The sequence below is a fragment of the Peptoniphilus senegalensis JC140 genome (assembly GCF_000321025.1).
In the GTDB taxonomy this organism is placed as follows: Bacteria; Bacillota; Clostridia; order Tissierellales; family Peptoniphilaceae; genus Peptoniphilus_A; species Peptoniphilus_A senegalensis.
Window position 1 is genome coordinate 447,327 of the sequence record NZ_HE610717.1, and the last position, 26,185, is coordinate 473,511.

27 protein-coding genes and 3 pseudogenes are annotated in these 26,185 nt (G+C 34.9%); all 30 read right to left on the bottom strand.

Annotation, left to right across the window (positions count from 1 at the left end):
• Positions 1-8 precede the first annotated feature (8 nt).
• A pseudogene (locus PTSHG_RS02195) lies at positions 9-353 on the bottom strand (VirD4-like conjugal transfer protein, CD1115 family); the annotation flags it as partial.
• Between the two features lie 44 nt (positions 354-397).
• The gene (locus tag PTSHG_RS02200) at positions 398-601 is read right to left on the bottom strand and encodes a hypothetical protein (protein WP_019107276.1); all 204 of its coding nucleotides are present in this window, start codon (positions 599-601) and stop codon (positions 398-400) included.
• A 188-nt stretch (positions 602-789) separates the two neighbouring features.
• A complete protein-coding gene (locus PTSHG_RS02210; RefSeq protein WP_004829707.1) occupies positions 790-1,281 on the bottom strand; it encodes a PcfB family protein in 492 nt (163 codons plus the stop codon).
• A gap of 14 nt (positions 1,282-1,295) precedes the next feature.
• A complete protein-coding gene (locus PTSHG_RS02215) occupies positions 1,296-2,153 on the bottom strand; it encodes an ATP-binding protein (protein ID WP_026088816.1) in 858 nt (285 codons plus the stop codon).
• A 14-nt stretch (positions 2,154-2,167) separates the two neighbouring features.
• Positions 2,168-3,145 (bottom strand): replication initiator protein A, encoded by a 978-nt coding sequence (locus tag PTSHG_RS02220; protein ID WP_019107278.1) that lies wholly within the window; start codon positions 3,143-3,145, stop codon positions 2,168-2,170.
• Between the two features lie 86 nt (positions 3,146-3,231).
• Positions 3,232-3,522 carry a CD1845 family protein gene (locus PTSHG_RS02225; RefSeq protein ID WP_019107279.1) on the bottom strand — a complete coding sequence of 97 codons (291 nt, stop codon included), beginning with the start codon at positions 3,520-3,522 and terminating at the stop codon, positions 3,232-3,234.
• Positions 3,523-3,565: 43 nt separating this feature from the next.
• Positions 3,566-3,805, bottom strand: coding sequence for a hypothetical protein (locus PTSHG_RS02230; RefSeq protein ID WP_019107280.1), 240 nt, complete (start codon positions 3,803-3,805; stop codon positions 3,566-3,568).
• Positions 3,806-3,807: 2 nt separating this feature from the next.
• On the bottom strand, positions 3,808-5,517 hold the full coding sequence (locus PTSHG_RS02235) for an ABC transporter ATP-binding protein (RefSeq protein ID WP_019107281.1): 1,710 nt from the start codon (positions 5,515-5,517) through the stop codon (positions 3,808-3,810).
• Complete coding sequence (locus PTSHG_RS02240; RefSeq protein ID WP_019107282.1) at positions 5,510-7,249, bottom strand: ABC transporter ATP-binding protein; 1,740 nt, start codon at positions 7,247-7,249, stop codon at positions 5,510-5,512. The genes PTSHG_RS02235 and PTSHG_RS02240 overlap by 8 nt, the downstream gene beginning before the upstream one ends.
• Positions 7,250-7,352: 103 nt before the next feature.
• Positions 7,353-7,925: a TetR/AcrR family transcriptional regulator gene (locus tag PTSHG_RS02245; RefSeq protein WP_019107283.1), complete on the bottom strand. Its 573-nt coding sequence runs from the start codon at positions 7,923-7,925 to the stop codon at positions 7,353-7,355.
• A 64-nt stretch (positions 7,926-7,989) separates the two neighbouring features.
• A pseudogene (locus PTSHG_RS10020) lies at positions 7,990-8,178 on the bottom strand (DUF4368 domain-containing protein); the annotation flags it as partial.
• A 36-nt stretch (positions 8,179-8,214) separates the two neighbouring features.
• On the bottom strand, positions 8,215-8,616 hold the full coding sequence (locus PTSHG_RS10175) for a type IV secretory system conjugative DNA transfer family protein (protein WP_019107285.1): 402 nt from the start codon (positions 8,614-8,616) through the stop codon (positions 8,215-8,217).
• Positions 8,617-8,684: 68 nt separating this feature from the next.
• Positions 8,685-8,900 (bottom strand): type IV secretory system conjugative DNA transfer family protein, encoded by a 216-nt coding sequence (locus PTSHG_RS10180; RefSeq protein ID WP_019107286.1) that lies wholly within the window; start codon positions 8,898-8,900, stop codon positions 8,685-8,687.
• A 128-nt stretch (positions 8,901-9,028) separates the two neighbouring features.
• Positions 9,029-9,202 (bottom strand): hypothetical protein, encoded by a 174-nt coding sequence (locus tag PTSHG_RS09745; protein ID WP_019107287.1) that lies wholly within the window; start codon positions 9,200-9,202, stop codon positions 9,029-9,031.
• Positions 9,203-9,215: 13 nt separating this feature from the next.
• Positions 9,216-9,539: pseudogene (locus PTSHG_RS09105) on the bottom strand (23S rRNA (uracil(1939)-C(5))-methyltransferase RlmD); the annotation flags it as partial.
• Positions 9,523-11,289, bottom strand: a complete 1,767-nt coding sequence (locus PTSHG_RS02275) for a recombinase family protein (RefSeq protein WP_019107289.1) — start codon at positions 11,287-11,289, stop codon at positions 9,523-9,525. The gene PTSHG_RS02275 and the pseudogene PTSHG_RS09105, both read right to left, overlap by 17 nt.
• A gap of 62 nt (positions 11,290-11,351) precedes the next feature.
• Positions 11,352-11,498 (bottom strand): SHOCT domain-containing protein, encoded by a 147-nt coding sequence (locus PTSHG_RS09935; RefSeq protein WP_001058405.1) that lies wholly within the window; start codon positions 11,496-11,498, stop codon positions 11,352-11,354.
• A gap of 447 nt (positions 11,499-11,945) precedes the next feature.
• A complete protein-coding gene (locus PTSHG_RS02285; protein WP_001051308.1) occupies positions 11,946-12,362 on the bottom strand; it encodes a sigma factor-like helix-turn-helix DNA-binding protein in 417 nt (138 codons plus the stop codon).
• Positions 12,363-12,639: 277 nt separating this feature from the next.
• On the bottom strand, positions 12,640-14,463 hold the full coding sequence (locus tag PTSHG_RS02290; RefSeq protein WP_019107290.1) for a serine hydrolase domain-containing protein: 1,824 nt from the start codon (positions 14,461-14,463) through the stop codon (positions 12,640-12,642).
• The gene (locus PTSHG_RS02295; protein WP_002844373.1) at positions 14,460-15,839 is read right to left on the bottom strand and encodes an MATE family efflux transporter; all 1,380 of its coding nucleotides are present in this window, start codon (positions 15,837-15,839) and stop codon (positions 14,460-14,462) included. Before PTSHG_RS02295 ends, PTSHG_RS02290 begins: the two co-directional genes overlap by 4 nt.
• Positions 15,840-15,865: 26 nt before the next feature.
• Positions 15,866-17,257, bottom strand: a complete 1,392-nt coding sequence (locus PTSHG_RS02300) for an ABC transporter ATP-binding protein (RefSeq protein WP_002844372.1) — start codon at positions 17,255-17,257, stop codon at positions 15,866-15,868.
• Positions 17,254-17,949, bottom strand: coding sequence for an energy-coupling factor transporter transmembrane component T family protein (locus tag PTSHG_RS02305; protein WP_002844403.1), 696 nt, complete (start codon positions 17,947-17,949; stop codon positions 17,254-17,256). Before PTSHG_RS02305 ends, PTSHG_RS02300 begins: the two co-directional genes overlap by 4 nt.
• Complete coding sequence (locus PTSHG_RS02310) at positions 17,949-18,557, bottom strand: MptD family putative ECF transporter S component (RefSeq protein ID WP_002844381.1); 609 nt, start codon at positions 18,555-18,557, stop codon at positions 17,949-17,951. Before PTSHG_RS02310 ends, PTSHG_RS02305 begins: the two co-directional genes overlap by 1 nt.
• A gap of 19 nt (positions 18,558-18,576) precedes the next feature.
• On the bottom strand, positions 18,577-19,206 hold the full coding sequence (locus tag PTSHG_RS09110) for a class I SAM-dependent methyltransferase (protein WP_238318701.1): 630 nt from the start codon (positions 19,204-19,206) through the stop codon (positions 18,577-18,579).
• A 112-nt stretch (positions 19,207-19,318) separates the two neighbouring features.
• Positions 19,319-19,903 (bottom strand): L-2-amino-thiazoline-4-carboxylic acid hydrolase, encoded by a 585-nt coding sequence (locus PTSHG_RS02320; protein ID WP_002844398.1) that lies wholly within the window; start codon positions 19,901-19,903, stop codon positions 19,319-19,321.
• Entirely contained in the window at positions 19,900-21,654 is a 1,755-nt protein-coding gene (locus PTSHG_RS02325) for an ABC transporter ATP-binding protein (RefSeq protein ID WP_002844378.1), read from the bottom strand. The genes PTSHG_RS02320 and PTSHG_RS02325 overlap by 4 nt, the downstream gene beginning before the upstream one ends.
• Positions 21,651-23,405 carry an ABC transporter ATP-binding protein gene (locus PTSHG_RS02330; protein ID WP_002844383.1) on the bottom strand — a complete coding sequence of 585 codons (1,755 nt, stop codon included), beginning with the start codon at positions 23,403-23,405 and terminating at the stop codon, positions 21,651-21,653. Before PTSHG_RS02330 ends, PTSHG_RS02325 begins: the two co-directional genes overlap by 4 nt.
• The gene (locus PTSHG_RS02335) at positions 23,395-24,864 is read right to left on the bottom strand and encodes an ABC transporter ATP-binding protein (RefSeq protein ID WP_002844386.1); all 1,470 of its coding nucleotides are present in this window, start codon (positions 24,862-24,864) and stop codon (positions 23,395-23,397) included. The genes PTSHG_RS02330 and PTSHG_RS02335 overlap by 11 nt, the downstream gene beginning before the upstream one ends.
• Entirely contained in the window at positions 24,861-25,565 is a 705-nt protein-coding gene (locus PTSHG_RS02340; RefSeq protein ID WP_001162459.1) for an energy-coupling factor transporter transmembrane component T, read from the bottom strand. Before PTSHG_RS02340 ends, PTSHG_RS02335 begins: the two co-directional genes overlap by 4 nt.
• Positions 25,566-26,165: an MptD family putative ECF transporter S component gene (locus PTSHG_RS02345; protein WP_002844380.1), complete on the bottom strand. Its 600-nt coding sequence runs from the start codon at positions 26,163-26,165 to the stop codon at positions 25,566-25,568. It abuts the gene before it with no gap.
• Between the last annotated feature and the right edge of the window lie 20 nt (positions 26,166-26,185).

The window sequence follows — 26,185 nt, forward strand, 5'->3', positions numbered from 1 at the left end:
TATGCAACCCATCTTGCCGATCCATATTCTCTACCCTCTCTAAACTTTTTTGCTTTTTTCTTTTTCTGTATAATGATTAACTTAATAACTACTGATAGAATTAGACCAGGTATCAGGTTTTTTATTTTTAATGATGGAATATATTTTAAAGTATCTATTTGACTAAAAGCTACTAGAATTCTATCTATTATATCTCCTCCTACATAAGAGTTGACATGGCTTGCAAAGATATTTCCTATATAAAAAAATAAGAGGTAAGGAAGATTTTCTAATACAAATTTCTTCTTATCTCTTATCTTAAAAACATTTTTTATATCTTTTATTATTTCATTTAGTATTTTCGAATTAATCACTTCCTCTCCATAAAAAAGAGTAGATTTCTCTACCCATTAGTATTTTATTTATCTTTTTTATATCTTATTACTGGAACTTGTTTTATTTTTTTACCTATCTTTTTTCTTTCCAAGACAAAAATCATATTTTCATTTCTTTTAAAATATCCTAAATCTTTATGGTAGCTTATACCACACTTGCAATGTAGTAGGCCTATAAATTGTTGTTTCATCTTTCTTTTACATTTTGGGCAAATATTTTTCTTCATTTCATACACTTATACTTTACTTTCAAAGGTAGCTTTTAGTTTCTTTCCTAATACTTCTGCTCTCATTTTTTATCTATAGATAAGAGAAATTCTTCTACTGGATGATTCCAATCTTCTTTTTCATAGTATTCAACAATACAGCTATTCATGCCTTCTCATCATATATATTATATATCTAAGTTCTTTTATTATAAACTTTGTTCCTGATGTTTATGTTTAACCTTATCTCTGTCAATAGTATCTTTGACTTTATCCTTGAAGTTATTAAGCCTTTCTATTAAAGATTTTCTTTTTCTTGACTTATCTTTAGTAAATTTCTGGACTGTCTTTTTAAAAGCTTGTTCCATTACTTTTATATCTTTTGCTTGAAAAAAGATAATGTTGTTTCCATTTTCTAAATCTTTCTTTATGGAAAATTTCACCCCATATCTTTTTAATTCTTTTTTCAATGCTTTTAAGTCTATGTCATTTAATTCTAAGGTTTCTACTTTACCTTTTTTTACAAGGTCTTTTACTTTTACTTTTTTAAATTTTTCTAAGGGTCTTGACTGTTCTGTCTGCGCTTTATGTTTATTTATTTCTAATATTTTCTTCATCAAATTTATAACTTGCTTGGCTGTTACTATACTTGCTTTTTTTACTATGGCTATTGTTCTGCTATTTATATCATCATTTTGCATTCACTCACCTACTTTCATTCTTTTTTTAATATTTCATAGGCTAATTTTGATTTCTCCTTCATTTTTTCTATTCTTCTATTTTCTCCTGTAAATATAATGGGACTGCATATTTCAAGTATCCTTGAGTAAATTCTTTTATCTTTTATAGTTTCAGGATTAGTTAAAGCTGATATATTTAAGTTTGTTGTTATAATTAGAGGTTTCCCACTTCTATATCTACCATCTATTATGTTAAAGATATGCTCAGCTGCAAAATCTGTATCTCTTTCCATTCCAAAATCATCAATAATTAATAGTTCCTTTCGATTTAGATTGTTTATATACTTACTTTTATCAATCTCAAAGTTAGTCATATCATTTAAAATTACAGAAAAATTTGTCATTTTGACTGATATTTCTTTTTCTAGTAAAGCATTTGCTATAGCACTTGCAAGATATGTTTTTCCACATCCCACATTCCCTGTGAGAATTAATCCTATATTATTTTCATATATTTCATCAAATTTTTCCACATAGTTTTTTGCTACTTTTTCATGCTCACTGTCTTTGTCCATATTTTTAAAATTCCAATTTAATAGGATAGGATCAGAAAAACACTCTTTTTTTAAGTGTTCAATTTTCAAAAGCCTTTTATTTTCTTTTCTTTTTTCTTCCTCTAATTTTTGTCTTTCTTTTTTACATTGACATAAAATACCAACTTTTTTTATTTCTCCAAAGAAGTCTATTTCTTTTTCAATTGGTGTTTTACATTTTGCACAATATTTTAATCCTGTTTCTTGATCTATATAACTCCTATTTTCTTCATCTTTTGATGGACTATTTGTTTCTGCATTTTTTATTTTCTGTTCTAGGATTTCTTTTATTAATTCCATATGCTCCTCTCCTATCAAGTATTTAAAATTTCTCTCCATATATCCTCATCGTTACTATAGTCATAGTTTTCTCTTTTCTGATCTTCTCTCTTTATGACTTCTATGTTTCTAATATTTTCATCTGCATTGTATAAGAGAGTCAGTAGATAAGCATTAATGTTTCTAATATCCTTTGGAGCATTTTCTCTTAGGTATTTCAAAACATAGTCTATGTGTTTATAGTTAAGACTTAGAAATTTTTCTTTAAAATTTTCATTGGATATATGCCTCCCTCCTATTTTAATGTTTGTAAAGCTAGTTAAGGCTTTTACAAGTACATTTATCATTACATCTACTTGCTTCTTTTCTTCTATTCTTACTTTTTCAAAGATTTCATAAGATATATTCTTTTTTATAGTTTCTTTTAATTCTTCCTCCTCCAAAGTTTTTTTTGATTTTTCTCCTAGCTTTTCTAAGGGGGATATGGGGGTGGTATTATTAAAATCAGTATTATTAGTTTCAGTATTATTAATATTAGTATTATTAGAGTCCTCTTTTGAAACTTCTTGAGGTTTGTTTTCTAAACTTCCTGAAGTTTGTTTTTTAAACTTCTTGAGGTTTGCTTTTGAAACTTCTGTAGTTTTATTATTTTCTGTGTAAATAAAGTTCTTTACATAGAGTAAATTTGGCTTTCCAAGTCCTAACCTCTTTTTTTCTAATAATCCTATCTCTTCAATTTCTTTCATTACTTTGACCGATTTATTTCTCCCCCAATTTAATACTTCCATAATTTCTTCTATGGTATAGATGATGTATACCTTGTTTTCTTCATCTAACCATTTATTCTTAATTGACAAGCTCATTCTATCGAGTAGAATTCCATAAAGAATTTTTGCTTCTACGGATAGTTTTTTAAAATTTAAGTCGGTAAATAAAGTTTTGGGAATCCTAAAAAATGAATATTGTTCTGCTTCATTGCCATAATAGTATTCAAATTTAACTATTTCTTTCATCATAACCCCCTTTCTTTTCATATAAAAAGAGATAGCTTTGATTTTGCTATCTCTTTTTCATCGTTTTAATCTATTTATTTTTATATTTAAATTGTTTTTATTCTTTCATTCACCCCTTCTATCACTTCTATAATAAAATATCCTAGCACTGGTAAACCATAAGGACTAAAAAGATATGCTATTATAATTGCCTCTATAGCAAGTGCTTTTTCTCCATGATAAACAGATCCTAAAAATCCCATAATAGCGATAAATGAAATCAGTTTGAAAAATATTGTGCTGAGTCCTAATACAAACGTTAAAAATAGAGTGATGATACTTAACGCTATACTAATAGGAAACAATATGATTTTGAAAAAAACTCTAAATATTATCATATTCTCTTCAATCCTTATTACTTATGTTTTCTTTTCTTTTTTGTTAATTTAATAAAAAAGATGACAGACTTAATCCTAAATCGTCTTGTTTAAAAGTTTTGTGGAAGCCTTTAAACTTTGATTTTAATGGATTTATTGTATCTGTCATCATTATATCACTGTCCCCACTTCCACTTTTCCCTGAAATTAAAACAAATTCACCTTTTTTAATTTCAAGATTGATATTTTTTAAAGCAGTTCGTCCATCTTCCCATTCATAAGAAACATTTTTTAACAAAATCATGATTATACCTCGTACTGAGCTTTCCATAATTTTGTGTAGTAACCATCTTTCTCAAGAAGTTCCCCATGCTTTCCTTTTTCAAGTAAATTTCCTTTTTGAAATACGAGAATTTGGTCAGCTTTTTGAATGGTTTTTAAATGATGAGCCACTACAAGTACAGTTCTATTCTTTGCAAGTTCTGTGATAGCATCTTGTATCAAAGATTCATTTACAGGATCAACATTACTTGTCATTTCATCAAGAATTAAAATAGGTGCATCCTTTAGAAAAGCTCTTGCAATAGATATTCTTTGTCTCTGTCCACCTGATAAAATCCCACCATTTTCTCCAATATCAGTTTCATAACCTTTTGGTAAACTCATAATGAAATCATGTATTCTCGCTTTCTTTGCAGCTTCAATGATTTCTTCTTTCATTGCTCCTTTTTTACCTACCTTGATGTTTTCTTCAATGGTATTATCAAACAACTGAACATTTTGCATGACAATACTAATACGATCTAAAAGCTCATCATAAGGAATATCCCTTATATCAGTTCCTCCGAGGGTAATTTTTCCTTTATGCACATCATAAAATCTTAAAAGCAAGTTGGTTATAGTAGTCTTTCCACTACCTGATTCTCCAACTAAGGCTGTCATTGTTTTTTCAGCAATAGAAAAGCTCAATTTTTCCATTTTAAATTCATCTTTTTCATAGGAAAAATCTATGTTTTCAAAAGCTATATCATTATACATCGGAACAATTCCATTCACTTTATCCGGGATTACATCTGCATATAAAATTCTTGAAAGTCTCTCATAACTATCTACCGCCGAAACATAGTACATATAGTGTTGTTCCATAGAAGCGAATGGCTTATAAAACTCTTTTGAAATTACTGCAAAGATAATAAAATTAAGTACATCAAGATTTCCCTTTACAACAAATATTGTTCCTGCAATTAAAAGAACCAAATATCCAATATCCAGTAAAAATCCAAATATAGATAATTGTTTTGCCTTAAATCTTGAAGCTGCTTTACTTGTCTCTCCAAACTTCTTTGTTTTATTCATAAGCTCATTATCCAAGCTCTTATTGTTAGAAAAACTCTTTAATACAGGTATTCCTCTCACATATTCAACAAATAGGCTAACCATATCAAGAAGTGCTGAGTTATTCTGATTCTCTATTTTTTCAGATTGCTTAATAGTCAGATATAGAAAGATAAGTGCAATCGGAACAGATACAGCCATTAGAATAGCAAGTTTTAAATCAATACTTGCAAGACCAATAAATACGACTGCACCTATCAAAAAATCGCCAAACATTCTTGACCACATGTGTCCTACAACAAGGGACATATTATCAACATCTTTGTGTAAAATTGTATTTATTTCCCCAAGTCGTTCATTGGTATAAAATCCCAAACTGAATTTTTTCAATTTAATAATCATGCGTTCTCTTATTTGCTGAACAATATCAAAACCTGCACTATGCTTTTTCATATCTGCGACCATATTACAAATACCTTTGAATACTACAAGTAATCCAATCGAAATAAAATATTTATATAGGCTTGCTAAGCTCGTTCCGTCAAAGATTTGGAACAGTATAGAAAATACGATAACAATCATGGCTATGGAGCTGAGTCCATAAAGGGCAAAGAATACACTTGATATAATCAAATCTCTCTTGCCGATTTTTGTTAGTAGTTTTAACATTTCTCTAAACATTTTCTGTTACCACCTCTTTCAAATTCCATCTATCTACCTTGTTCTGTGCTTCAACCATATCCTTATAAAAATCACATCTTTTCATCAGCTCTTCATGGCTTCCTGCATCAAGAACAACGCCCTTATCCATAACTATAATTTGGTCTGAATCTCTAATCGTATTTAGATGATGAGCAATTGTAATGATAGTTTTATCCTTACTTAAATCATCAATCGCTTCACCGATTAGTCTTTCATTTTCACTATCAACAGCTGCCATTGCCTCATCTAATATTAAAATCGGTGCATTTTTAAGTATCATTCTCGCAATTGATATTCTTTGTTTTTCTCCACCGGATAACTTAACTCCCATTTCACCTACTCGTGTTTCATATCCATTTGGCAACGCTGAAATAAAATCATGGCATCTTGCTTTTTTAGCTGCTTCTATGACTTCTTCTTTTGTTGCATTTAGTTTTCCGATTGCTATATTTTCAGAAATGCTTAAATCAAAAAGGATAACCTCCTGTTGCACACTGCCAATCAGCATTGATATATTTTCTTGACTATATTCTTTTATATCTTTTCCATTTATTAGTATTTGTCCTTCGTCTGCATCCCAAAATCCCATAAGCAAATTAGATACAGTACTTTTCCCGCAACCACTTGCTCCTACAAAGGCATTCAAACTATTTTTCTTAAAAGTTAAATTGATATTTTTAAGCTCAAAACCATCTTTTCCATATGCAAAATTAACATCTTTAAATTCTATATTTCCAAACTCTAAACCTTGTTCTGTATTCTTGGTTGGAAGCGGAACTGTTAAAACTTTTCCTATAGACTTTAATGCTTCCTTAAACACAATAGAAAAATGTTGCAATGTAGCAGTCTTACTTATAGATGCAGTAAAAGCAGACGATAAAATTATTGAAAGAATAAAATTAGGTGTTGTAATATTCCCATGATAAAGAAAGATACTTCCCAAAATCATGACAATTACCACTCCAATTTCCATAAATATGTCAATGAGTCCCATTGGGATTGTAACCATCCCCATGCTCTTTTTAACCCAGTAAACATATTCTCTTGCCGTTTTTAATGTTCTTTCACTTATCTCCTCTTCTTTAGCAAAAGCTTTAATAACAGAAATATTTTTTACATATTCCATTAGTTCTTCTCTCATCTTTTTTTCGTGGTTAAAATAAATAGCAAAGTTTTTATCCATTGTTTTCTGTGAAAGAACTTTTACCAAATACATAAGTGGAACTCCGGCAATCATTCCAAGAGCAAGACGCCAATCCACAAAAATCATAGCTACAAAAATAATGGTAGGTAGAAGTGTAACTGACATTATTTCAGGAAGACCATGGGCAAGGTATACTTCCACTTGTTCCACATCATGCTGAACAATGTTGGTAAGCTCTCCTGTATTATGTTCTTTAAAAAATCCTAAACTTAGTTTTTTTAGATGATCAATAATATCTAACCTAAGTTCTGTTAATTTTTCGTATGCTTTCTCATGAGCAACCTTTGTTGCAAAATAGTAAAACACGCCTTTTAACACAAATGATATAAAGATTCCAATGAATACATACTTTAAATTATCTTCGTTAATATTGTTTGTGATTAAAGAACTAATCAAATATACAAGTAAGATTTGTGGTATCAAATCAAATACTATTTTTAAAGCAAGAAGTGAATTGGATAAACCATTTTTCCCTATCACTTTTTTCCTTAATTCTTTTTCTGGCATGGACAACACTCCTTTCAAAATTGAATAATATTGAATCTTAATTCAGTATTATGGTTTAAAGTAAGACTTTGCTGATTACGCAAAGTCTATTTTTTGATGCTTATTAAAGGGATTCCACTCCCTTGTAATAACACCTTGCAATAAGTTTTAGCATATCTTTTGCCCACTTTTCACTTTGATAGTGTCTTGCTATTTCAAGAAGCCCCTCAGTAAAGTTACTGGCTAAAATATGGGCAAGCATTGGATCATATTCCTCTTTCGATTGTCTCTTTAAACTAACTTCAATATGAGCCTCCATTTGCGATATGAGTTTTTGTTTTGCTTCTATATGCTTTGTACCTGAGCTTTTATCCATTAAAATAATTAACTTCTTACGCTCTTTTAAAAGCTCGTGAATATATTTTTCTCCAACCTCATCAAACCTTTCAGAAGCAGAACCTTTTTCCAAGGATTCTTCCTCATTAAAAGCTGACTCGAAGTTTATATAAACAGAACTTACTACTGCATCAAACAAAACTTCCTTATTTTTAAAATAGGTATAAATTAGTGCCACAGGAATATCTGCTTCTTTTGCAATTTCTGTTAATTTAGCACCTCTATAATCATTTTTATAAAATACTTTTTCTGCTGCATCAAGTATCCTATTTCTAACTTCTTCTTTCAATACTTGTGCCATATCACACCTCTTTCGAATGAAATACTGAATCTCAATTTAATAATAAATCTAAATTCAATATTTGTCAAGTTAACTTTGTTTCCATATTTTTGTACTCGCTTACCGATATCCCTGTTCTTTTCAAAACCTTTAGCTTCTCCTGTTTTTTCTCCTCTTTCCTTGCCTTATATCTTTCCTCATATTCTTTTTGCTTGCCGTTTGCTTTACGCTTGAGGTAGTTTTGATGAAGTCGATCTTTTCTTGCTCGTTCTTTTTCTTCCTTCCTCTTAATTTCTTAAATAAAAAAGAATTAAGAAGTACATGTTTCACTAAAACAGTGATTAAGTGTTCTCCTTAATTCTATTACTCCAGCAGCCAATTTGTACTTTTTATATTGCTTCACCGCAAAGTGTGTCGGTTCTTTCTTCTCCAATGCTTCAAAGAGTCTATCAATCGGATTCATGTAGGTTTCATCATCTTCTCTTACCTCTGAAGCGTCTATCATATCAAGTAGTGTTGCAAAGTTCTTTTCTTCTCTTGGAGCCTCATACCAGATATATCCGATAAGTGCCGTATAGTAGAGCTTCTCAGCTTTCACCCAAAAGTTATCACCTGCTTTTTCTCCCTCGCCCTTCGTGTTTGAGATGATTGTCTGAACCAGTTTTAAAATATCTTTCTCAGAACGGATACATGCGAATGGATTGTACTTCATAGACTTTTGAAGTTTATGGGATTTAGAATTTTAATCTCATATCCATTATCTTCAAGCATCTTACCGCACTAAATCACTATCGTTCCTTTAGGATCGGTTACAAAATAGGACGAGTGCATTTGCATTAAATTCGGTTTTACATAAAATCTCGTCTTGCCGGAGCCTGAACCTCCTATGACAAGTATATTCTTGTTTCTTGCATACTTTGGATTAGCTGGTCTGCCGTTCATAGTTAATCGTTCTGTTTGTGTAAGCAAGATATTGTTCTGGAACTTTTCATCCATATACGGTTCTATATCTTTTCTCGTTCCCCATCTTGCTGAACCATACTCTTTTCCCTGTCTGAACTTTTTTGCATTTTTGCCTTTGCTGTAGACAATGAATTTAATTAAAGCTGCTACTCCTATGCCTATTAGAGGGCAAAGCTTACTCCAATAGAAGCAAGTGCTGCTTCGCCAACGTATTTACCAACGACAGCAGAATCTACTAAAGTATAGACCTGTTGGAAAAATGAACCGTTAATCATAGGCAGGGCAAATTTAATAATCGCCTTATTAGGCTTTTCATCAGTAAGGTAATGATTCATATAAACTTCCTTTCTATTCAATCATTTTGAAGTGTCTCAAGGCATCCATGATAGCTTCTTCTTTTTCAGGTGTACACTGTGGAATAATTTGTTTTTCTTTTTTAGACTTGTTGTAATGTTCTCGTAATTCTATTCCACATTTCTTTTTTATCTGTGCAATATATAATGTCGAAACTTTTAATTCAAATTTATTCCAAACATATTCTTTGATTTGAGCATATGTTGCCTTACTTTCAGCACTGGTCAAATCAAGCTCATCCAGCTCAATTTCAATATTTATATGCTTATCGACATCGAGTTTGGACAAAAGTGCTACCGTCTCACAATGTGTTGTCTGTTGAATAGGAACACAATTTATTAACCTCGTTGCTTGACTGAGAATACAATTTATCGCCATCATTTTCCTCAACAACCTTTGCATTTTTTCTTCTGCTCTTGAATAATCGTCCGTTTTGAGAATCCTTTTTCCCTGTCTTATATATGATAGTAATCATTGCAGGATCAATATCACCATCATCATTTGTCCCACCGATTACAATTTTGTCTACTATACTTTCAAATACTGTCCTATCAAACTCTTCAAGATATTTATTAGACTCCAGTAACTTCTTAAACCCCTCAAGCCTTTTCTTCAATGCTTTTTCATCAGTCAGTGTTACCTCTAAAGTCCTCTTTTCTTCGAGCAATTTTTCCTTGCTTATGGCTATTTCATTATATTTCTCTTGATATATCTCCATACTGATTGCTTCATTAAGTCTTAATTCTACAAGGTCTTTTTCTTTCTTCAGTATTTTATCAAGTTGATTGCTTATTTTCTTCAAGTCCTTTGCTAAGCTATTATCTTTTAGCTCTTCTTCCACAGTTTTCAAGAACTCATTTGTAATTTCTACATTATTGTGGCATACCTGACGATAGCTTTCCATAAATGCTTTTTCTATAGCTTCTTCCTCAATGCCTTTGCTATGTGGACAATATTTCTTTCCGTTTTTTGTTGCATTAACACATTGCCAAATTACCTTTGTATATTCAGAGCTTGAATGCCAATTTCTTCTTGAAAGCATGTGTCCACAAAAACCACATTCAAGCATACTGCTAAAGGCGTATTTTCTTGAATACTTTTCTCTTTTGCCACCATTGTTAGCAACAGTATTTCTATTTTTTGCTCTTCTTAATCTAATCCCCTGCGCCTTTTCAAAATCTTCTTCAGAAATAATAGGTTCGTGATGATTCTCAATATAGAATTTATCTTGTTCTCCGAAGTTATCCAATCTTCTTTTTGAAATAGGATCAACAGTAAATGTTTTGCCCATAAGAAGATCGCCCTTGTATTTTTCATTCTTAATGATTCCTAAAACAGTGGTTTCAGTCCACCTCTTATGCCCTCTTGGTGATAAATAACCTTGTTCTTCAAGCTCTCTGGAAATAACCATCCCACCAACACCTTCAAGGTATCTCCTGAAAATATATCGTACAATCTCAGCTTCTTTTTCATTGACGGAAATACTCTTGGTCTCCGGATCATAGTCATAACCTAAGCAGCCTTGAAACCCGACCATTTCTCCTCTTTCCATCTTCATTCTCAAGCCTTTTTTAACATTGGCTGAAATATTTTCCACTTCCTGTTGAGCGACTGAACTTAAAATAGTCAAAAGCAATTCGCCATCCATCGTTAATGTATTGATATTTTCTTCTTCAAAAAATACTGCAACATTGTATTCCTTCAGCTTTCTAACATATTTCAAGGTGTCTAAAGTATTTCTTGCAAATCTTGATATAGATTTTGTAATTACCATATCTATATCTCCGTTCATACAATCATTGATTAATCTTTGAAAATCAATTCTTCTGTCAACCTGTGTGCCGGTTATCGCTTCATCAGCATATATCCCCGCAAGTGTCCACTCATTATTTTGCTTTATAAAATCTGTGTAGTGTTCTACTTGAGAATTATAGCTGTTAATTTGATCTTCGGTATCCGTGCTGACTCTGCAATAAGCTGCTACCCTCTTTATTGAGCGCTCTACACAGCCTGATGCAGTTCTTTTCAGTGTGGTATCACCTTTAATAACTTTTACATCTCTTTTCACTGCACCTGCCTCCTTTTTTTGTATCTTTCTATGCAGTTTTATTATACCACACTTCCAAGACATTATAAATATAATTCTGTGGGAATGTTATACTTTTTCATCAATTTAATTTTTATCTTTTTATATTCAATATCGCTGAGTAAGTGCTTAGAAAGTAACATAGACAGCATAGATAATTGGAGGCTATATTTTAATAATTCATTATTCATTTCAACTCCTCCTCATTCAAATTTATTTTTAAGTTTAATGACATTGGTAGGTGCTTGGCAGCAACATAGGAATCTCACCTCCGCCCCTTATTCCAGACGAGCCGGCTTAAACTATTGAAGTATCATTATCACCACTTGCTTCATCGAACAGGTTGCCACATCTGTTTTTATGTATTCTTATTTGTCGCTCGCTTTCTTGTTTCCTTAATTTCTCAGTACTCATAAAACTAAAATCCCTTTAAGCAGAAAGGTCATGGCGTAAGTCATAATCCTCCACAAGTAGCTAAAGTCCTACCTTTGGTCTATTCAGTTGTCAAGGAACAAGTGCCTAATGGCATTAAGAGAGATTTTTAACTTTGACTTTTCTCAAAACACTTCTTAAATAAGAAATGAGGACAGTTCTCCCTTCACTTTATAAAGGAAAATCTGCCCTCATGCACAAGGCGATTACTTCATAAATTCTTCCAATAGCACACTTAGTTTTTTAAGAATGCTATTTTTTCGCCATTGTATAGCTTGATAGCTCACTTTCTTACCTCTCGCTATGCTTGATAGCGTTTCATCATTGAAATACAAACGCTCTATGATGTCCCTTTCCTCATCGTTTAGTTTTGATATAGCATTTCTGACTGCCTCAATCATCATCTGTGTTTCAACAATCTTTGCTACATCAACGCTTTCATCAGCGATGTTATCTACAAAATTCCCATCATGATCCAAAGAGGAAAAGAAAAGCAGGTGGTTTTTTCTGTCCACCTGCTCTAAATACTTCTCGTGTTCTTTTTCTCGCCAGTAGACTTTATAAATATCTTCACTGACTTTTACCTTTTGCCCTCTGACATAAAGGTAATACTCTTTTGCCATAAAGTTTCCTCCATTTCTTTTTTGTCTATTTGTTTTTCAGACAAAAAAGGAGGACTCCTGCACATAAGCATAAAAAGTCCTCGAAAACGGAAGAAACCTGTTCTTCCAAAATGTTTTAAATTTAATTGTTTATAATAATTACCGACATCAAAAAGGTCTATTATTATTTTCTATATAAATAACAGACCCTACATAACACATAGCAATTACCTCCACTATTTAATCAAATTTTCCTTACTCGAAAAATATATATTAGAGCATTCTTTTAAAAGATCCTCTATACAACAGTTAAAAACCCAAGATAATATGCCGAAAAAATCTGAGCTATAAATATTAGTAGTAATCCACTGTTTTTGATACTTCTTTCTTTGAAAATTGCATATCCTCCACATAAAATCCCTATAATACTAAAAAACCATCCGGCAATAACAATAATCATAAGTTCATGAGCAAGAATTTCATATATTGAAAACCAATGAACTATTCCGGTAATTCCAGAAACCCCAAGCATAGCTCCACAAATATATAGATACATATGATGCCGCGTACATTTCTTCCGCCTTTGTAGAGTTGAAATGATGCATATAATCAGTAATGTTAAAAATAATAATGTGGTTGATATATAAGTTCCCAAGCTGAACAAAAATGCTATTTTTCCTTGTGTGTTAGTGGCAGGGATATAATCATGAGCTAATCTAAAGCTCATAGAATGTACTTTGCCGTCAGCTATATTAAAAGCAAGTGTTTTTTCTTCAGGACTCGCATCCTTGCAAAAGAAAATGTTAGAATCTATTTGTTCGTAATATTGCTTTTTATCTTCAAATGGCATAGTAAGACAAAGACGATTTCCATCTGTCACCCTAATGGAAATCATTTGCATTTTCCCTTGTATTTTTCCAACATTTTTCAATGCAGAGCGGGCAGGAAGATAATCTCCGCTTAACATCTTAAGATCTAAATTTTCTTTTATCTTTTTTTCATCAGCTTCTGTATATGCAATTTTTTCCATAATCTCCGAGCAAAACTCCGTCTCCATTACATTTGTCAATATTAAAATTGCTCTCTCATTTTTTGGCTCTACCCATATTTGTGTTTTGAACCCGTATGTTCCCCCTTCATGTCCATGTATTTCCGGATTATTCACATATTGCCAGAAGCCATGAGACAAACCGGAATTTGCACCATAGGAGCGATAGGTTTCTGTAAACATATCTTTTTTAGTATGAGGATTATTAAACAACAGATTATCTTTGTCATGATTTTTAGCCAGCTCTTGTGCATAATTCAATAAATCTCCGGCTGAGCCATTCATTCCACCAGCAGGGTACATTCTTAAATACATATTCGGTTCTTTTCGGAATCCCTTTTCAGAAAAAGAATAACCGACTGCCTTTCTTGCCAAAATCGTAGGATTGTCATTCTGAAATGGACCTATCGATGTATTGTTCATATCTAAAGGTTTCAAAATATGTTCATTTACATATTCTTTGTAATTTTGACCGCTCGCTCTCTCTACAATAAATGCAGCTAATGCAGCACCCCAATTAGAATATGCGCTTACCTTGCCCGGTGAAAATACCTGTTCGGGTTGATATGAGGACAAGACTTCGGCTAATGCAAATTCCTTATCACTTTCAAAATAGCGCAGGTTAATAAGCTGATCCTCGAAACCCGCCGTATGATTCATGAGATGGAGCATTGTAATAGGTGTATCATAATGCAAATTTTTCAAAAAACCTTTTGGTAAATAATTGCGGATATCCGCATTCAAATCAATTTTTCCTTCTTCACTTAATTGCATTACACTCACCCATATAAAGGTTTTTGATATTGAGCCCCATTCAAAAACTGTGTTCTCAGGATTCATAGGTATATTTTTTTCTAAATCAGCATATCCGTAGGTTTTTGAAAACACAATTTCTCCGTGTTCAGATACAATAACACATGCACCCGGAACACTTTTACCTATATACGCATCCGCAACTTTATCAATAACAGTTTCGTAATGTTCAGTTTCTTCCGCAGCAAAAATAAAGGAACGCGGAAATAAAACGACAAAGGCAAAAGCAATGAAATAACTCAAAATGAAGATTTTTTTCATGATATTTCGCCAACTTTCACCTTGCTTATTTCCTGTGCAAGCTTAATGAGATGCTTGTATTCACTAATTAGCAATATAATTGCAATCAAAATTATAACGACATCATTCAAAGGCAACGCCAACCATACTCCGAGAACATTTCCGTTCAGAAAACGAGGCAATATCAATACTAAAGGGACTACAAGTACAAGTTGCCTTAGTATAACCAATACTCCTGCCTGTTTTGCTTTCCCGATAGCCTGAAAATAAGTGACTGTCATTATGAGCATGCCATAGGTAGGAAATATGCAGTACATAAGTCTAAAATTAGATAATCCTGAACTTACGATAGCTGAATCGGTAATAAATGCAGATAATATCTGCACTGAAAAAATTTCGATTATGGCAAAGAAAAATCCGGCAAGACAAGTCGAACCTATAATAAATACATTCGTAAGTTTTTTAACCCTTATATATTCTTTTGCTCCGAAATTTGTTCCGACAGCGGGCTGCATCCCTTGACTCATTCCCCATATCGGAACAAATGCAAGCTGCATAACTCTTTGAGCGGCTCCCATAAGAGCTATTTGCTTTTCTCCGCCAAAATGCACTGCCGTATTATATACAACTGTCATTTGAACCAACATCATAATTTGCATGAGCATAGCGCTCATTCCCACGGAAAAAATTTCAGGTAATAAATCTTTTGCAGGTTTTATCCCATGAAAACGAACCACCGGACTTTTTTTCAAGAAGTATATTAAGGTGACCAGAGCTTGACTGATTTGAGAAATTACAGTTGCAATCGCAACGGCTTGCGGTCCCCGAGATGGCATAAGCAGAATGAATATAGGATCTAATATAATATTCAAAATAGCACCGGCCGCCATGATTCCCATTGCAACTCCCATGCGGCCCTCTGCCCTTATTACCATATTTGCACCTTGCATAAAATTTACGAATATGGAGCCGAGATATACTGTTCTTAAATAAGAAACACCCATCTCCAGCACTTCACCGTCGGCACCAGATAAGCGTAAAAATTCAGGAGCAAATATGATACCGATAATCATAACTACTGATGATAGAATGATTACCAAGAAAGTCAAATTTCCTATAATCTTATCCACGGTTTCTTTATCTTTTTTCCCGATTGCCCGAGAAAGTACAGAGCCCGAACCTATTCCGAGAAGAACTGCAATCGCATTATTGATCAATACAAACGGAGATGCCGCCGAAACTGCACTCATGGCATCGGTTCCTACCATTTGCCCGACATAAATTGAATCGACAAAGGCATATAATCCTACTATCAGTTGACCCAAAATCGCCGGCAAACTAAGGCTAATCATCAATTTCCAAGGATTTTCCGTAAGCAATTTATCACGAACATCCATTATAAGACCCTCCTTGTCTTTTATTTTTATGTTTTATCTATATTTATTCTGTATTCACAGCAAGCATCCATAAATTCCTCATCATGAGTGATTACAAAAATGGTTTTTTCTTTTTCCGTAGCCTTTTTTAGTTCCCTTGCAACCAAAAACATATTTTCGGCATCCAATCCACTGGTCGGTTCGTCAAGTATCAAAATATTTTTACCTGATAACAGCGCACAGCATACCGCAAGTCTTTGTTTTTGTCCCCCTGACAAGGAAGCAGGATGAGAATCTTTATATTCGTACAGATGCATATCCTTAAGCAATTTTTTTGCATCTTCTAAATTCTCTGCATCATATTTTGTTCCGAGCAAAAGTTCTTTTGAAACGCTTTCTGTAAAAAATTGTGTACCTGTGTCATTTGAACAGTAATAGGTATGTCTGCGAAGATTTCTGTATCTTACCTTTTCACCATGAATATAAACATTACCTTCTGTTGATTTTTCAAGTCCGCTCAAAATTAAAGCTAAACTGGTTTTTCCCGCACCATTGTTGCCTGTGATGGCAGTAACACTTTTTTCATTAGCAAAAATATCCACATTTTTTAATATTTGTTTTTTATTTTTCTTGAGAGCTATCCTTTCTCCCTGTATTGCAATATTGTCCGTTCGGGGTGGGGGAATTTGGTTTGTAAAAGGTTTATTTATAATACGGCGAAGTCCCTTTGAAATGCGTTCCAAGTCATTCATTGTACTAAATTCTAAAGAAGAATATTCATGCTGTATCTGTCCGTCTTTCATATATAAATACCTGTCGGCAAGCTCTTCTGTCCAACTGAGACGATGTTCGGCAATCAGCAATGTGTATCCTGCTTTCTTTAACTGCATAAGGATGTTTTTCATTTGAGTGATGCCGTCTTTGTCCAGATTTGCAGTCGGCTCATCAAACACAAAAACCTCCGGATGCATTGCATATACAGAAGCTACTGCTGCTCGTTGTTTTTCACCACTTGAAAGCAAATCTAAGGAAATCTTTCCTATGTTTTCCAATTTCATCTTATGAATAGCATCCTTTGTTCTTTTTTGAATTTCAAATTTTGAGAAACCGTAATTTTCACATCCAAATGCTATTTCACCCTCAAGCTCTGACGAAAAAAATTGTCTTTGAGGATCTTGAAATATGCTGCCGACAATTTTACCGATATCATAGGACGGCATCATTTCAATATCTTTTCCTGCAATTCGTATACTGCCTTTTTTAGTTCCTTTGTAATATTTTGGAGCAAGACCGTTGATAAGTCTGGTAATGGTCGTTTTCCCACATCCTGATTTTCCTGTCAAAACCACGCATTCACCGGCTTTTATCGCTAAATTTATATTCGTCACACCATGGTTGCTATCAGCATACTGAAAGGAAACATTCCTTAATTCAATCATATTTTGATGCCTCCTATCCATAAATAGCCCGATACCAAAGCGAACCATAAAATCATGGCAAATATATCCGTTATTTCAATCTTGCTCTCATAGTAGCTGCTTCTTTTTCCCGGTGATTCTCCACCTCTTGCAATAGCTGAAACGGAAAGCTGATCTGCTGTCATCAAAATTCTGACGAGCAGGGGAATCAGCACATATTCGCATGTCCTTGCGGGTGCTTGCAATATCTGTTTAATACCTGTCAGGTTTCTGTTTTTCATAGATAGATACACACTCCTTAACTCCGATTTCATGGTAGGAAAGAATCTGAATACTACAAGAACTCCCAAAATAATGGATGTGGGAAGGTGAATACTGCTTAGGAACGCTGAAATCTTTCCGGGTGGTGTTGTAACCAAATCCCATGACATCAAGAAAGCAGGAGAAAGATTCCAAAACATCAGCACATAAAATTCTGAAAAAATCAACATATGAAGTCCGCAGCGTTGTATGGCGCAGAGCAAAATTCCCAATAAGATGTAGAATATGCCATAATTAAATACGATTTTCCATTTTCCCTGTATAATAAGATGCAAAAAAGCGACAATTGTAAGGATACAGCTGAAAATGACATCTTTTCCCATATAAATGGCTATCAGCACACAAATGAATCCCCATATTTTAGTTATGACAGCAAAAGAAATTTTCCTCATTATAGAAGTCCCGTTTTTTTGAAATGCTTTCCCATAATTTTTTTCCCGGCCAGACCACCCGCAAACCCACATATCGTGGTAAAAATCACAATGAATACAATCCATCCGGGAGTCTTATAGTAGCTGATATATGAATCTATATAATTTTGATCCATGCCACTGCTTTTTGCAAAGCTGTAATAGGTTTCCCAAAAGAACCAAATCGGCAGTAAATTGACACCGTTATATAAAAGACTGGCAACAGTCCACGCCGCTATAATTTGTTTTGGATTTCTTTCAGAGCAATTTTTCCACAAGATTACTTCGCATATCATACCAACCGCAACAAAGTACGGTAAAAGATACCAGTTCCCCATCAACAGATAAATCATACCGACGATACTCATATAAACAAGGCTGACAAAGTGCTTCCTTACCCGACACAAAAGCAGATAATAGACAGGTGCACATAAGAACATGGTAAAACCGATTGATAAAACCATGCTGACAAAATGATTGGCCATGCATACCATATTTACAATAAACTGGATGAGAATAAGAAAGAGACTCAACAGAGCAGCCGCAATGACATCTTTAATTTCCCATTTTAATGCTTTATTTTTTTTCATTTATTTTCCTCCGTAAATATTACTTTTGAGCTTTGATGATAAAGGTCGGCATCGTGCGATACCTGCGTGCCATAAAAGGATTCCAATACTTTTCCTGTAACAGTGTCTCTGTTTCAATGTTCTTAAAACCTGTTTCTCTGCATGTTTCCAAATCCCATTCCGGGCGTTTTATATAACTTAAAGGGAGTTTTTTCAATTCGTCCATCATATCTGTATCATGATAATAATCCTGAAATTTGCCGTAGCGTTTTGTTAAAATGTTTTCATCTGACTGAAAGAGCTTTGCCTGTTCCTCTCCCCAAAAAGGGAAAAGCCAATTTGCATCTAAATTCAGCATACAACCGCCGGATTTCAAAATTCTGTACCACTGCGCATAAACTTTTTTCGGATTATTAAATAGCCAAAAGGCATGTCTTGAGACCACTGCATTAAAGGTATTATCGGGAAAATCCACTAACTCTGTGTCTTTAAGCATAAAAGTGATTTTATTTGAAAATCCTAACTCCTCAGATATTTTTTCAGCTTCCTTGAGCATTGCGACATTATTGTCTATTGCAATGACATCACACCCAATTTGTGCAAGAAGCAGTGAAATAAACCCGGTTCCACATCCGACATCTAAAATTTTGTTTTTTTTGACAATCTCCAAGACACCGTTCTAACAAACCTCTCCATTCCAGACCTCTTTCTTCTATTTCTTGAAGAAGAAACATTTTCATTTTTCCGGCATCCCCGGACCATTTTTCCTCAGCCCTATTCATTTAACTTTCCCCTTTCCTATTTATGAAGCAAAAGTCGCATTTTTCACCGTTCATTCCCAGTGTCTGACTTCTTTCAAATACAAATCCCTTTATATTTCCGAATACGATATGATCACACAGACAGAATATCTCACAAAGCTCTGGGCATTCAAAAAAATTGCAGGTATCCGCCCAAAGGCACTTGAGCACATCGACACGGTAGTATTCCCCGTCATCCGACAGGATTCTGCTTTTCCATATTTCATCGCCCGACATCCCTTTTTTCATAAACAAACGAAATATCCTGAAAAACCCGGGGATATGGAAAAATGTTTTCAAAAGCTTATGTGCCTTTTGGGCAACATAAAATGAATACTCCTTTACCAATTCTTTTGCCTCATTTTTTGAAAGCCCTTTATCTATGAAACATCGGTATAGGGCTATATTTGAAATAATGCTTCTTTTTTGCCTTTTTTTCTGTTTTTCCGTCCATGATCCTTGATTGATTTCTTTGATGAGCTGCTTCATTTTTGTTTTATGTTCCGCATCTATTTTTTTTAATATCTGTGCATTTAACTTTCCGAAGTAAAATTTTTTGTATGTCATTCCAGACCTCCTAATTTCCATCCAATTGCATTTCCCCGAATTTCAACAAATCGTCGATAAAGTCCTTCCTGCTGTATCAGCTCCTGATGTTTTCCTCTTTGCACAATTCGTCCATTTTCAAGAACAAGAATTTGATCTGCTTCTCGAACTGTATTCAACCTGTGAGCAATCATCAGAAGCGTTTTATTTTTTGTCAGCTCTGAAATAGCCTGCTGCAATTCCCGTTCGTTTTCAGGATCGACACTTGCCGTAGCCTCATCTAAAATGACAACAGGTGCATCTTTCAAAATCGCTCGTGCGATAGAGATTCGCTGCTTCTCACCGCCGGAAAGGGTTGCACCTCCTTCTCCAATCTTTGTTTGGTATCCATCCGGAAGTGCGGATATGAAATCATGGCAGCATGCTTTCTTTGCCGCTGTAATCATTTCTTCTTTTGTTGCCTGCGGTTTTCCAAAAAGAATGTTATTTTCAATGGTATCTTCAAAAAGGTAAACTCTTTGAAACACGATGGAAAAATTTTTAAGAAGGCTGTCGCAGGTATAGTCTTTGACATTAACGCCGCCTAAAAGAATTTCTCCGTCTTTTACATCCCAAAACCGTGCAATTAAACTGCAAAGGGTCGTCTTTCCTGAGCCTGATGGTCCTACAATGGCACAGCTCGTACCTTGAGGAACAGAAAAGCTTACATCGTGCAGAATTTCCTTTTCCTCATATGCAAAGGAAATGTTTGAAACGGTTATGTCGTATGCTTTCGGGATAAGGTCTGTTCCCTTTTCATCAAGAAGGGGAATATTGGATATTGTTTCCAATCTGTCTAAAGAAGCATCCACAACTCTTGCAACGGCAGCCGTACTTCCTGCAAGCTCCACAGTCGTATAAATCATAAAGCTTGCGACAATAAGGAGCAGGCACTTTTCAGGAGTTATTTCTCCGTTCATAAGCAGGTATGGTGCAACAACAAGGATTGCGAATCTGGCAAATTTGAATATCATTTGAAAGACGGCAGCTAAGCCGGAGAAAACTTTTTCTAAAGCGATGTTTGCCTCTGCGCTTTCATTGATTGCAGCGTCTACGGATTTGTCCGAACGGTCGGCAAGTCCGAATGCCTTTATCACGGACATCCCCTGTATATATTCTAAAATGCCTGTAACAAGTCCGGCCTGTGCAGCTTGCCTGCGCGGAGAATATTTCATACCAGCTTTTTGTGTTTTTGCGTACACACAAAGGGAAAGAAAAAGCCCTATGAACATCAAAACTCCAATTTTCCATTCATAAAACAAAAGCCATATCCCTATCACTGCGGCGTGGATAAATCCTCCGGCTACCGCTTCCATGACGGTAACTGCATTGGTTTCCAGATCTCCAAGTGTTGTAGTAACTGCCGCTGTAATATCTCCAAGGCGATGCTCATTAAAATATCCCATAGGTACGCGTTTTAATTTTTCGCCAAGCTCCATGCGCCATTTGGAACACATGGAAAAGCTTCCAAGGGTTCTTTTTACAGCGGAAAGATTCGTAAATAGAATGCGTCCTGAAATACTTAAAAGCATAATCCCCAAGGCTGCCCATATTGTTTTAATCGACATGAAGCCACTTGAAAGTGATAATAGTATTCCGTTCAAAACTGCAAGCACAGCCATAATGGGAAGCATCTCAAACACGGAATTGCACATATGAAAAATAAACGATAAAATCAATCTTTTTCTTTCCATTCCGGAAAAATCCAAAAGTCGTCTGAACATCTGAATCATGCTGATACCTCCTTCATATCAAGCGTGCTGATATGTGCATTCCAAAGTTCTCTGTAAAGAACACAATTTTGGGTAAGCTCCTCATGTTTTCCTTCCGCTTCTATATTTCCTGCATTCATGACGATAATCTTATCGGCTGATGTGATAGTAGATAATCGATGTGCAATGACAATCAGCGTTTTTCCCGCTACAAGCTCGCTGATGGAGTGCTGAATTATCGACTCATTTTCAGGGTCTGTAAAGGCGGTAGCTTCATCTAAAATAACTACGGGGCTGTCTTTTAATATGGCTCTTGCAATGGCAATGCGCTGCTTTTCTCCGCCGGAAAGATTGCTTCCGCTGTCTCCGACAACGGTATCGTAGCCATTGGGAAGTGATGTAATAAAATCATGGCATGCCGCTTTTTTTGCTGCATTTTCGATTTCGCTGTTTGTAGCATCCGGCTTACCGATTCGTATATTTTCTCGTATAGAAAGATGAAACAAATAATTATCCTGTGAAACATACGCAATATGTTCCATTATCTGCGAAAGCGGTATGTTCTGCACATCGACACCGCCTATTTTCACGGTTCCGCTTCCCGCATTCCAAAAAGACGCAATGAGTCTGGCGACAGTGGATTTGCCCGATCCCGACGGTCCGACCAAAGCCGTCATTTCATTTTCATTCGCTTCAAAGGAAATGCTGTGTAAAACCTCTGTATCCTTGTAAGAGAAAGAGACGTTGGAAAATTCTATTTTTTCTCCTTTAAGCTGTACTCGTTTTTCCGGGCGTTCCATTTCTTCCGTATCCAAAAGGCTTCCGATTTCTTTTACGGTGGCATCTACCATAGCAAGGCTGTCTGTATATCGCAATGCCTGAATAAGCGGAGCAATCAAGCCCAATGATAAAATAATGCAGGATATAAAACTGCCTGCGCTTATGCTTCCGCCTATATAAAACAAACTTCCGACAGGAAGAACTCCGATTAGACTTGAGGGTGCTATTGCAATACCTGCCGCATAGTACGGATTCGTCTTTTTGAACCATTCCGATTTAGAATTTTCATTCTCCTTTACCGCCTCTGCATATTTGCGATAAGAATCGCTACTTTGATTAAAAGCCTTAACCACTTCGATTCCGCCTATATATTCAACCGTAGCGGCATCCATAGCTTTTGCGGCTTTAATAACTCTGTCATAACGCTTCTCATAATCTTTCATCATTCCCATATAACAGAGCATCCCGACAGGAAAGGTTGCAAGAGCAATAAGTGCCAGCCTCCAATCAAGGAACATGAAATAAATCAACATTAAGACAGGAATCATAATATTTGCTGTTAATTCCGGTATCATGTGAGCAAGGGGTAACTCCAGTTTTTCAACCGTATCTACAAGCATCGTTTTGAATTTTCCTGACGGGGTATCCAAGACAAATCCCATGGGCACTCGTGACAACTTTTTCGTAAGTGCAGTACGAATATTTTTTAGTATAGTAAATGCGGCTTTGTGAGACCGCACCGTAGATACAGTTGATAGACCAAGCTGCAAAAGGTACCCCAAAAGAGCAATTACTGCCATCGGCATGATTGATTTCAAGCTGTAATCGCCGGCGCATATTTGAATAATAATGCGTGAAACTGCAATATACGGGACGATTCCAAACCCTGCACCAAGAACGGCAAAAACAACCGAACTTAAAAGCAAGCCTTTACATGATCCGGCAAACTCAAATAAGCGATGCAATGTGTTTTTGTTCTTCTTATTCTTCATTTCGATCTCCTTCTGCTAAAATATATTTTTCGATATTTTTCTTTTCTTCACCTCTCAAATCGGCAATTATTTTACCGCCTGACAAAAGCAAAACTCTGGAACATATTGTTTTTATAAATTCAATGTCGTGTGTAATAATGAGCAGGATTTTTTCCTGTTCAGAAAGTCTCTCTACCATCGTTCCTACTTCCCGCATGCTTTTTAAGTCAAGCCCACTGGTCGGTTCATCGAAAATAAGAATTTCTTTATCACAAAGCAAGCTGATTGCCACTGCCAACCTCTGTTTTTGTCCTCCTGAAAGTGAAAGGGGATGTCTGTTTTTTAATTCGGAAAGAGATAAGGCCGATAAAGTTTCGTCAATAACAGACTCATCTGTTGTTTTTGTTCCGAGTGTGCATTCTGTTTCCACACAATCCGTAAAAAGTTGATGTCCGACATCCTGCATCACCATGTAAGATTTTTTAATACGCGCTTTTGCAGACAAACTCCTGCCGTCTACAAAAATATTTCCCGATTTTTGTTTTATCAGTCCGCATATCGTGCGTGCCAGTGTCGTTTTTCCTGTTCCGTTTGCGCCGGTAATTGCGACGATCTCTCCACCATTTGCGGTAAAAGAGATGTTTTGCAAGATAATCTTTTCACCATATTTGACATGAATATCTTTCAGCTCTAAGGTGTGTTGGGAAAATTTTTTATCATTGGTATTTGTTTTGATTTCAGAAAGATTTCGACACCTGAGCCCCATATTTTGTATTTGTTCAAGCGGGAGCTCGCAAAAATCCTGTATACTCATATCCTTAAAAATCTGACCCTCCTGCATTAAGATGACCCTGTCTGCAACATCTGTTAAATACCACAAGCGATGTTCTGCAATGATAATCGTTTTCCCTTGTTGTTTTATTTTTTCTATCAGTTTTTTCAGTTCAAGCACGGAATGAAAATCCAGATTTGAGGACGGTTCATCCAATACAAAAATATCCGGATTCGTGGCATACACAGACGCAAATGCAATTTTTTGTTTTTCCCCTCCGGAAAGTTCAAAAATGCTGCATCCTTTTAATTTTTCTATATGCAAATCTTTAGTAATCCTTTCAAGCTGCTGTTTTAATTCTTTCGTCTCAAGCATTCTGTTTTCCAGTCCGAAAACAATTTCACTATCTGTATCTGTGTTGAAAAATTGTGTTCTCGGATTTTGAAAAACCGTGCCGACACTATCGGAAAGAGTTGAAATTTCGGTCTCGGCAACATTCATTCCTTTTACAGTTACTTTGCCTGAAAGTTTTCCTTCAAAAAAATGAGGAATCAGCCCGTTTACCAATCTGGTAAGAGTCGTTTTTCCGCATCCTGATGCACCGCACAAGAGAACACATTGTCCTTTTGGAATATTTAAGTGTAATTCCCGTAAAGAAGCTTTTTCCATATCCTTGTAGGAAAAAGAAAGTTTTATAAATTCAATCAAGGGAATACACCTCCTCGTAAAAAATCAAAAAATATCATGCAAATAATCCCTATATAGATTGTTACAATCAGAGCATCATGGATTGAAAAACAAACTTTTTCCATACAGCTGCGCCTTCCGACATGATCTATTCCTCTTGTAATTGCGGCTTGTGTGATTTCATCAGAGATTTTAGAAGCAGATACCAGCATCGGTACATATACATACTCCATTATTTTGACCGGATGGCGTAAAAATCCTGTAAAAGAAGCGGTTATCCCTCGAAGAGCCATGGCGTCCTTAATATAGTTCCATTCCTCAGCCATTGTCGGAAAGTATCGCAATGTAACAGAAAGTGCAATAGTGAAACCTTTAGGCAAATGCAATCGACTGAATGCAGCTAAAAAAGCACTGACCTTTGTAGTTTGTATTAAAAATGTGCCGAGCATAAAACAAGGAATAAGTTTTCTTATATAGACATCAAACATATATATGATGCCTCCGATCGTAACAGGTAATTTTGATATAACAAAAAGCTGTACCATCAATAACACAATAAAGAGAATTCCGTATTTTGAAGCAGTACGGAACTCTTTCGCCTGTAAGAGCAATAATATAGGGATTGCTGTAAAAAGGCATTCTATAACGATACTTTCATTCAGAAACACGGAAATACTTGTTATTGATAAAATCAGCAGCTTTGTTCTGGGATCTAAAGCCATTTATATAATCCCCACTTTTTCAAAATGTTTTTTCAATAATTTTTTACCTATAAGGCCTCCGATTATGGCACAAATAATTGTCCCCAAAATCATTAAGGGGATAACCCACCAATTTATTCTAATAGCATTGATGATTCCTTCAAAAGAAGAAACATCTCCTTTTCTACGCATGAATTCATCAAACTGTGCAGGCATGATAGCCATGGGAATATAGGCTCCCATTGGAGACAGCGCAAACACGCAATAGGCAAGTAAATTTCTTCTGAATGATTTGAAATTTCCTGATTGGCAAATAAAGTCCGCAATAAATCCAAATACGATGAAAAATACCGACATCATCCAAAACATACCGGTAACAAATAACAAGATTCCGGCAAGTATACCAAGTATGGAAAGTGATCCGCGCTTCGGTATTTTAGCGGTGTATAACATAAAAACACTGCCCGCAAATAAAGCTACTATCATCGGCATAAACGGAAAAGTGACAGGTGTCATCTGTGCGATACCGCCTATAACAAATGCAATAACAAAATAAATAAGTGAAAAAATGCCTATGGAAATATAATCTCTTGTTAGTAATATATTTTCTCTATTTTTCATAATAATCATATCCTTTCTAA

Excerpts from the sequence above, each read along its gene's own strand:
- PTSHG_RS02200 (WP_019107276.1), bottom strand. The coding sequence starts at position 601 with ATGAAGAAAAATATTTGCCCAAAATGTAAAAGAAAGATGAAACAACAA.
- PTSHG_RS02210 (WP_004829707.1), bottom strand. The coding sequence starts at position 1,281 with ATGCAAAATGATGATATAAATAGCAGAACAATAGCCATAGTAAAAAAA.
- PTSHG_RS02215 (WP_026088816.1), bottom strand. The coding sequence starts at position 2,153 with ATGGAATTAATAAAAGAAATCCTAGAACAGAAAATAAAAAATGCAGAA.
- PTSHG_RS02220 (WP_019107278.1), bottom strand. The coding sequence starts at position 3,145 with ATGAAAGAAATAGTTAAATTTGAATACTATTATGGCAATGAAGCAGAA.
- PTSHG_RS02225 (WP_019107279.1), bottom strand. The coding sequence starts at position 3,522 with ATGATAATATTTAGAGTTTTTTTCAAAATCATATTGTTTCCTATTAGT.
- PTSHG_RS02230 (WP_019107280.1), bottom strand. The coding sequence starts at position 3,805 with ATGATTTTGTTAAAAAATGTTTCTTATGAATGGGAAGATGGACGAACT.
- PTSHG_RS02235 (WP_019107281.1), bottom strand. The coding sequence starts at position 5,517 with ATGTTTAGAGAAATGTTAAAACTACTAACAAAAATCGGCAAGAGAGAT.
- PTSHG_RS02240 (WP_019107282.1), bottom strand. The coding sequence starts at position 7,249 with ATGCCAGAAAAAGAATTAAGGAAAAAAGTGATAGGGAAAAATGGTTTA.
- PTSHG_RS02245 (WP_019107283.1), bottom strand. The coding sequence starts at position 7,925 with ATGGCACAAGTATTGAAAGAAGAAGTTAGAAATAGGATACTTGATGCA.
- PTSHG_RS10175 (WP_019107285.1), bottom strand. The coding sequence starts at position 8,616 with ATGAAGTACAATCCATTCGCATGTATCCGTTCTGAGAAAGATATTTTA.
- PTSHG_RS10180 (WP_019107286.1), bottom strand. The coding sequence starts at position 8,900 with ATGGATGAAAAGTTCCAGAACAATATCTTGCTTACACAAACAGAACGA.
- PTSHG_RS09745 (WP_019107287.1), bottom strand. The coding sequence starts at position 9,202 with ATGAATCATTACCTTACTGATGAAAAGCCTAATAAGGCGATTATTAAA.
- PTSHG_RS09935 (WP_001058405.1), bottom strand. The coding sequence starts at position 11,498 with ATGAATAATGAATTATTAAAATATAGCCTCCAATTATCTATGCTGTCT.
- PTSHG_RS02285 (WP_001051308.1), bottom strand. The coding sequence starts at position 12,362 with ATGGCAAAAGAGTATTACCTTTATGTCAGAGGGCAAAAGGTAAAAGTC.
- PTSHG_RS02290 (WP_019107290.1), bottom strand. The coding sequence starts at position 14,463 with ATGAAAAAAATCTTCATTTTGAGTTATTTCATTGCTTTTGCCTTTGTC.
- PTSHG_RS02295 (WP_002844373.1), bottom strand. The coding sequence starts at position 15,839 with ATGGATGTTCGTGATAAATTGCTTACGGAAAATCCTTGGAAATTGATG.
- PTSHG_RS02300 (WP_002844372.1), bottom strand. The coding sequence starts at position 17,257 with ATGATTGAATTAAGGAATGTTTCCTTTCAGTATGCTGATAGCAACCAT.
- PTSHG_RS02305 (WP_002844403.1), bottom strand. The coding sequence starts at position 17,949 with ATGAGGAAAATTTCTTTTGCTGTCATAACTAAAATATGGGGATTCATT.
- PTSHG_RS02310 (WP_002844381.1), bottom strand. The coding sequence starts at position 18,557 with ATGAAAAAAAATAAAGCATTAAAATGGGAAATTAAAGATGTCATTGCG.
- PTSHG_RS02320 (WP_002844398.1), bottom strand. The coding sequence starts at position 19,903 with ATGACATACAAAAAATTTTACTTCGGAAAGTTAAATGCACAGATATTA.
- PTSHG_RS02325 (WP_002844378.1), bottom strand. The coding sequence starts at position 21,654 with ATGATTCAGATGTTCAGACGACTTTTGGATTTTTCCGGAATGGAAAGA.
- PTSHG_RS02330 (WP_002844383.1), bottom strand. The coding sequence starts at position 23,405 with ATGAAGAATAAGAAGAACAAAAACACATTGCATCGCTTATTTGAGTTT.
- PTSHG_RS02340 (WP_001162459.1), bottom strand. The coding sequence starts at position 25,565 with ATGGCTTTAGATCCCAGAACAAAGCTGCTGATTTTATCAATAACAAGT.
- PTSHG_RS02345 (WP_002844380.1), bottom strand. The coding sequence starts at position 26,165 with ATGAAAAATAGAGAAAATATATTACTAACAAGAGATTATATTTCCATA.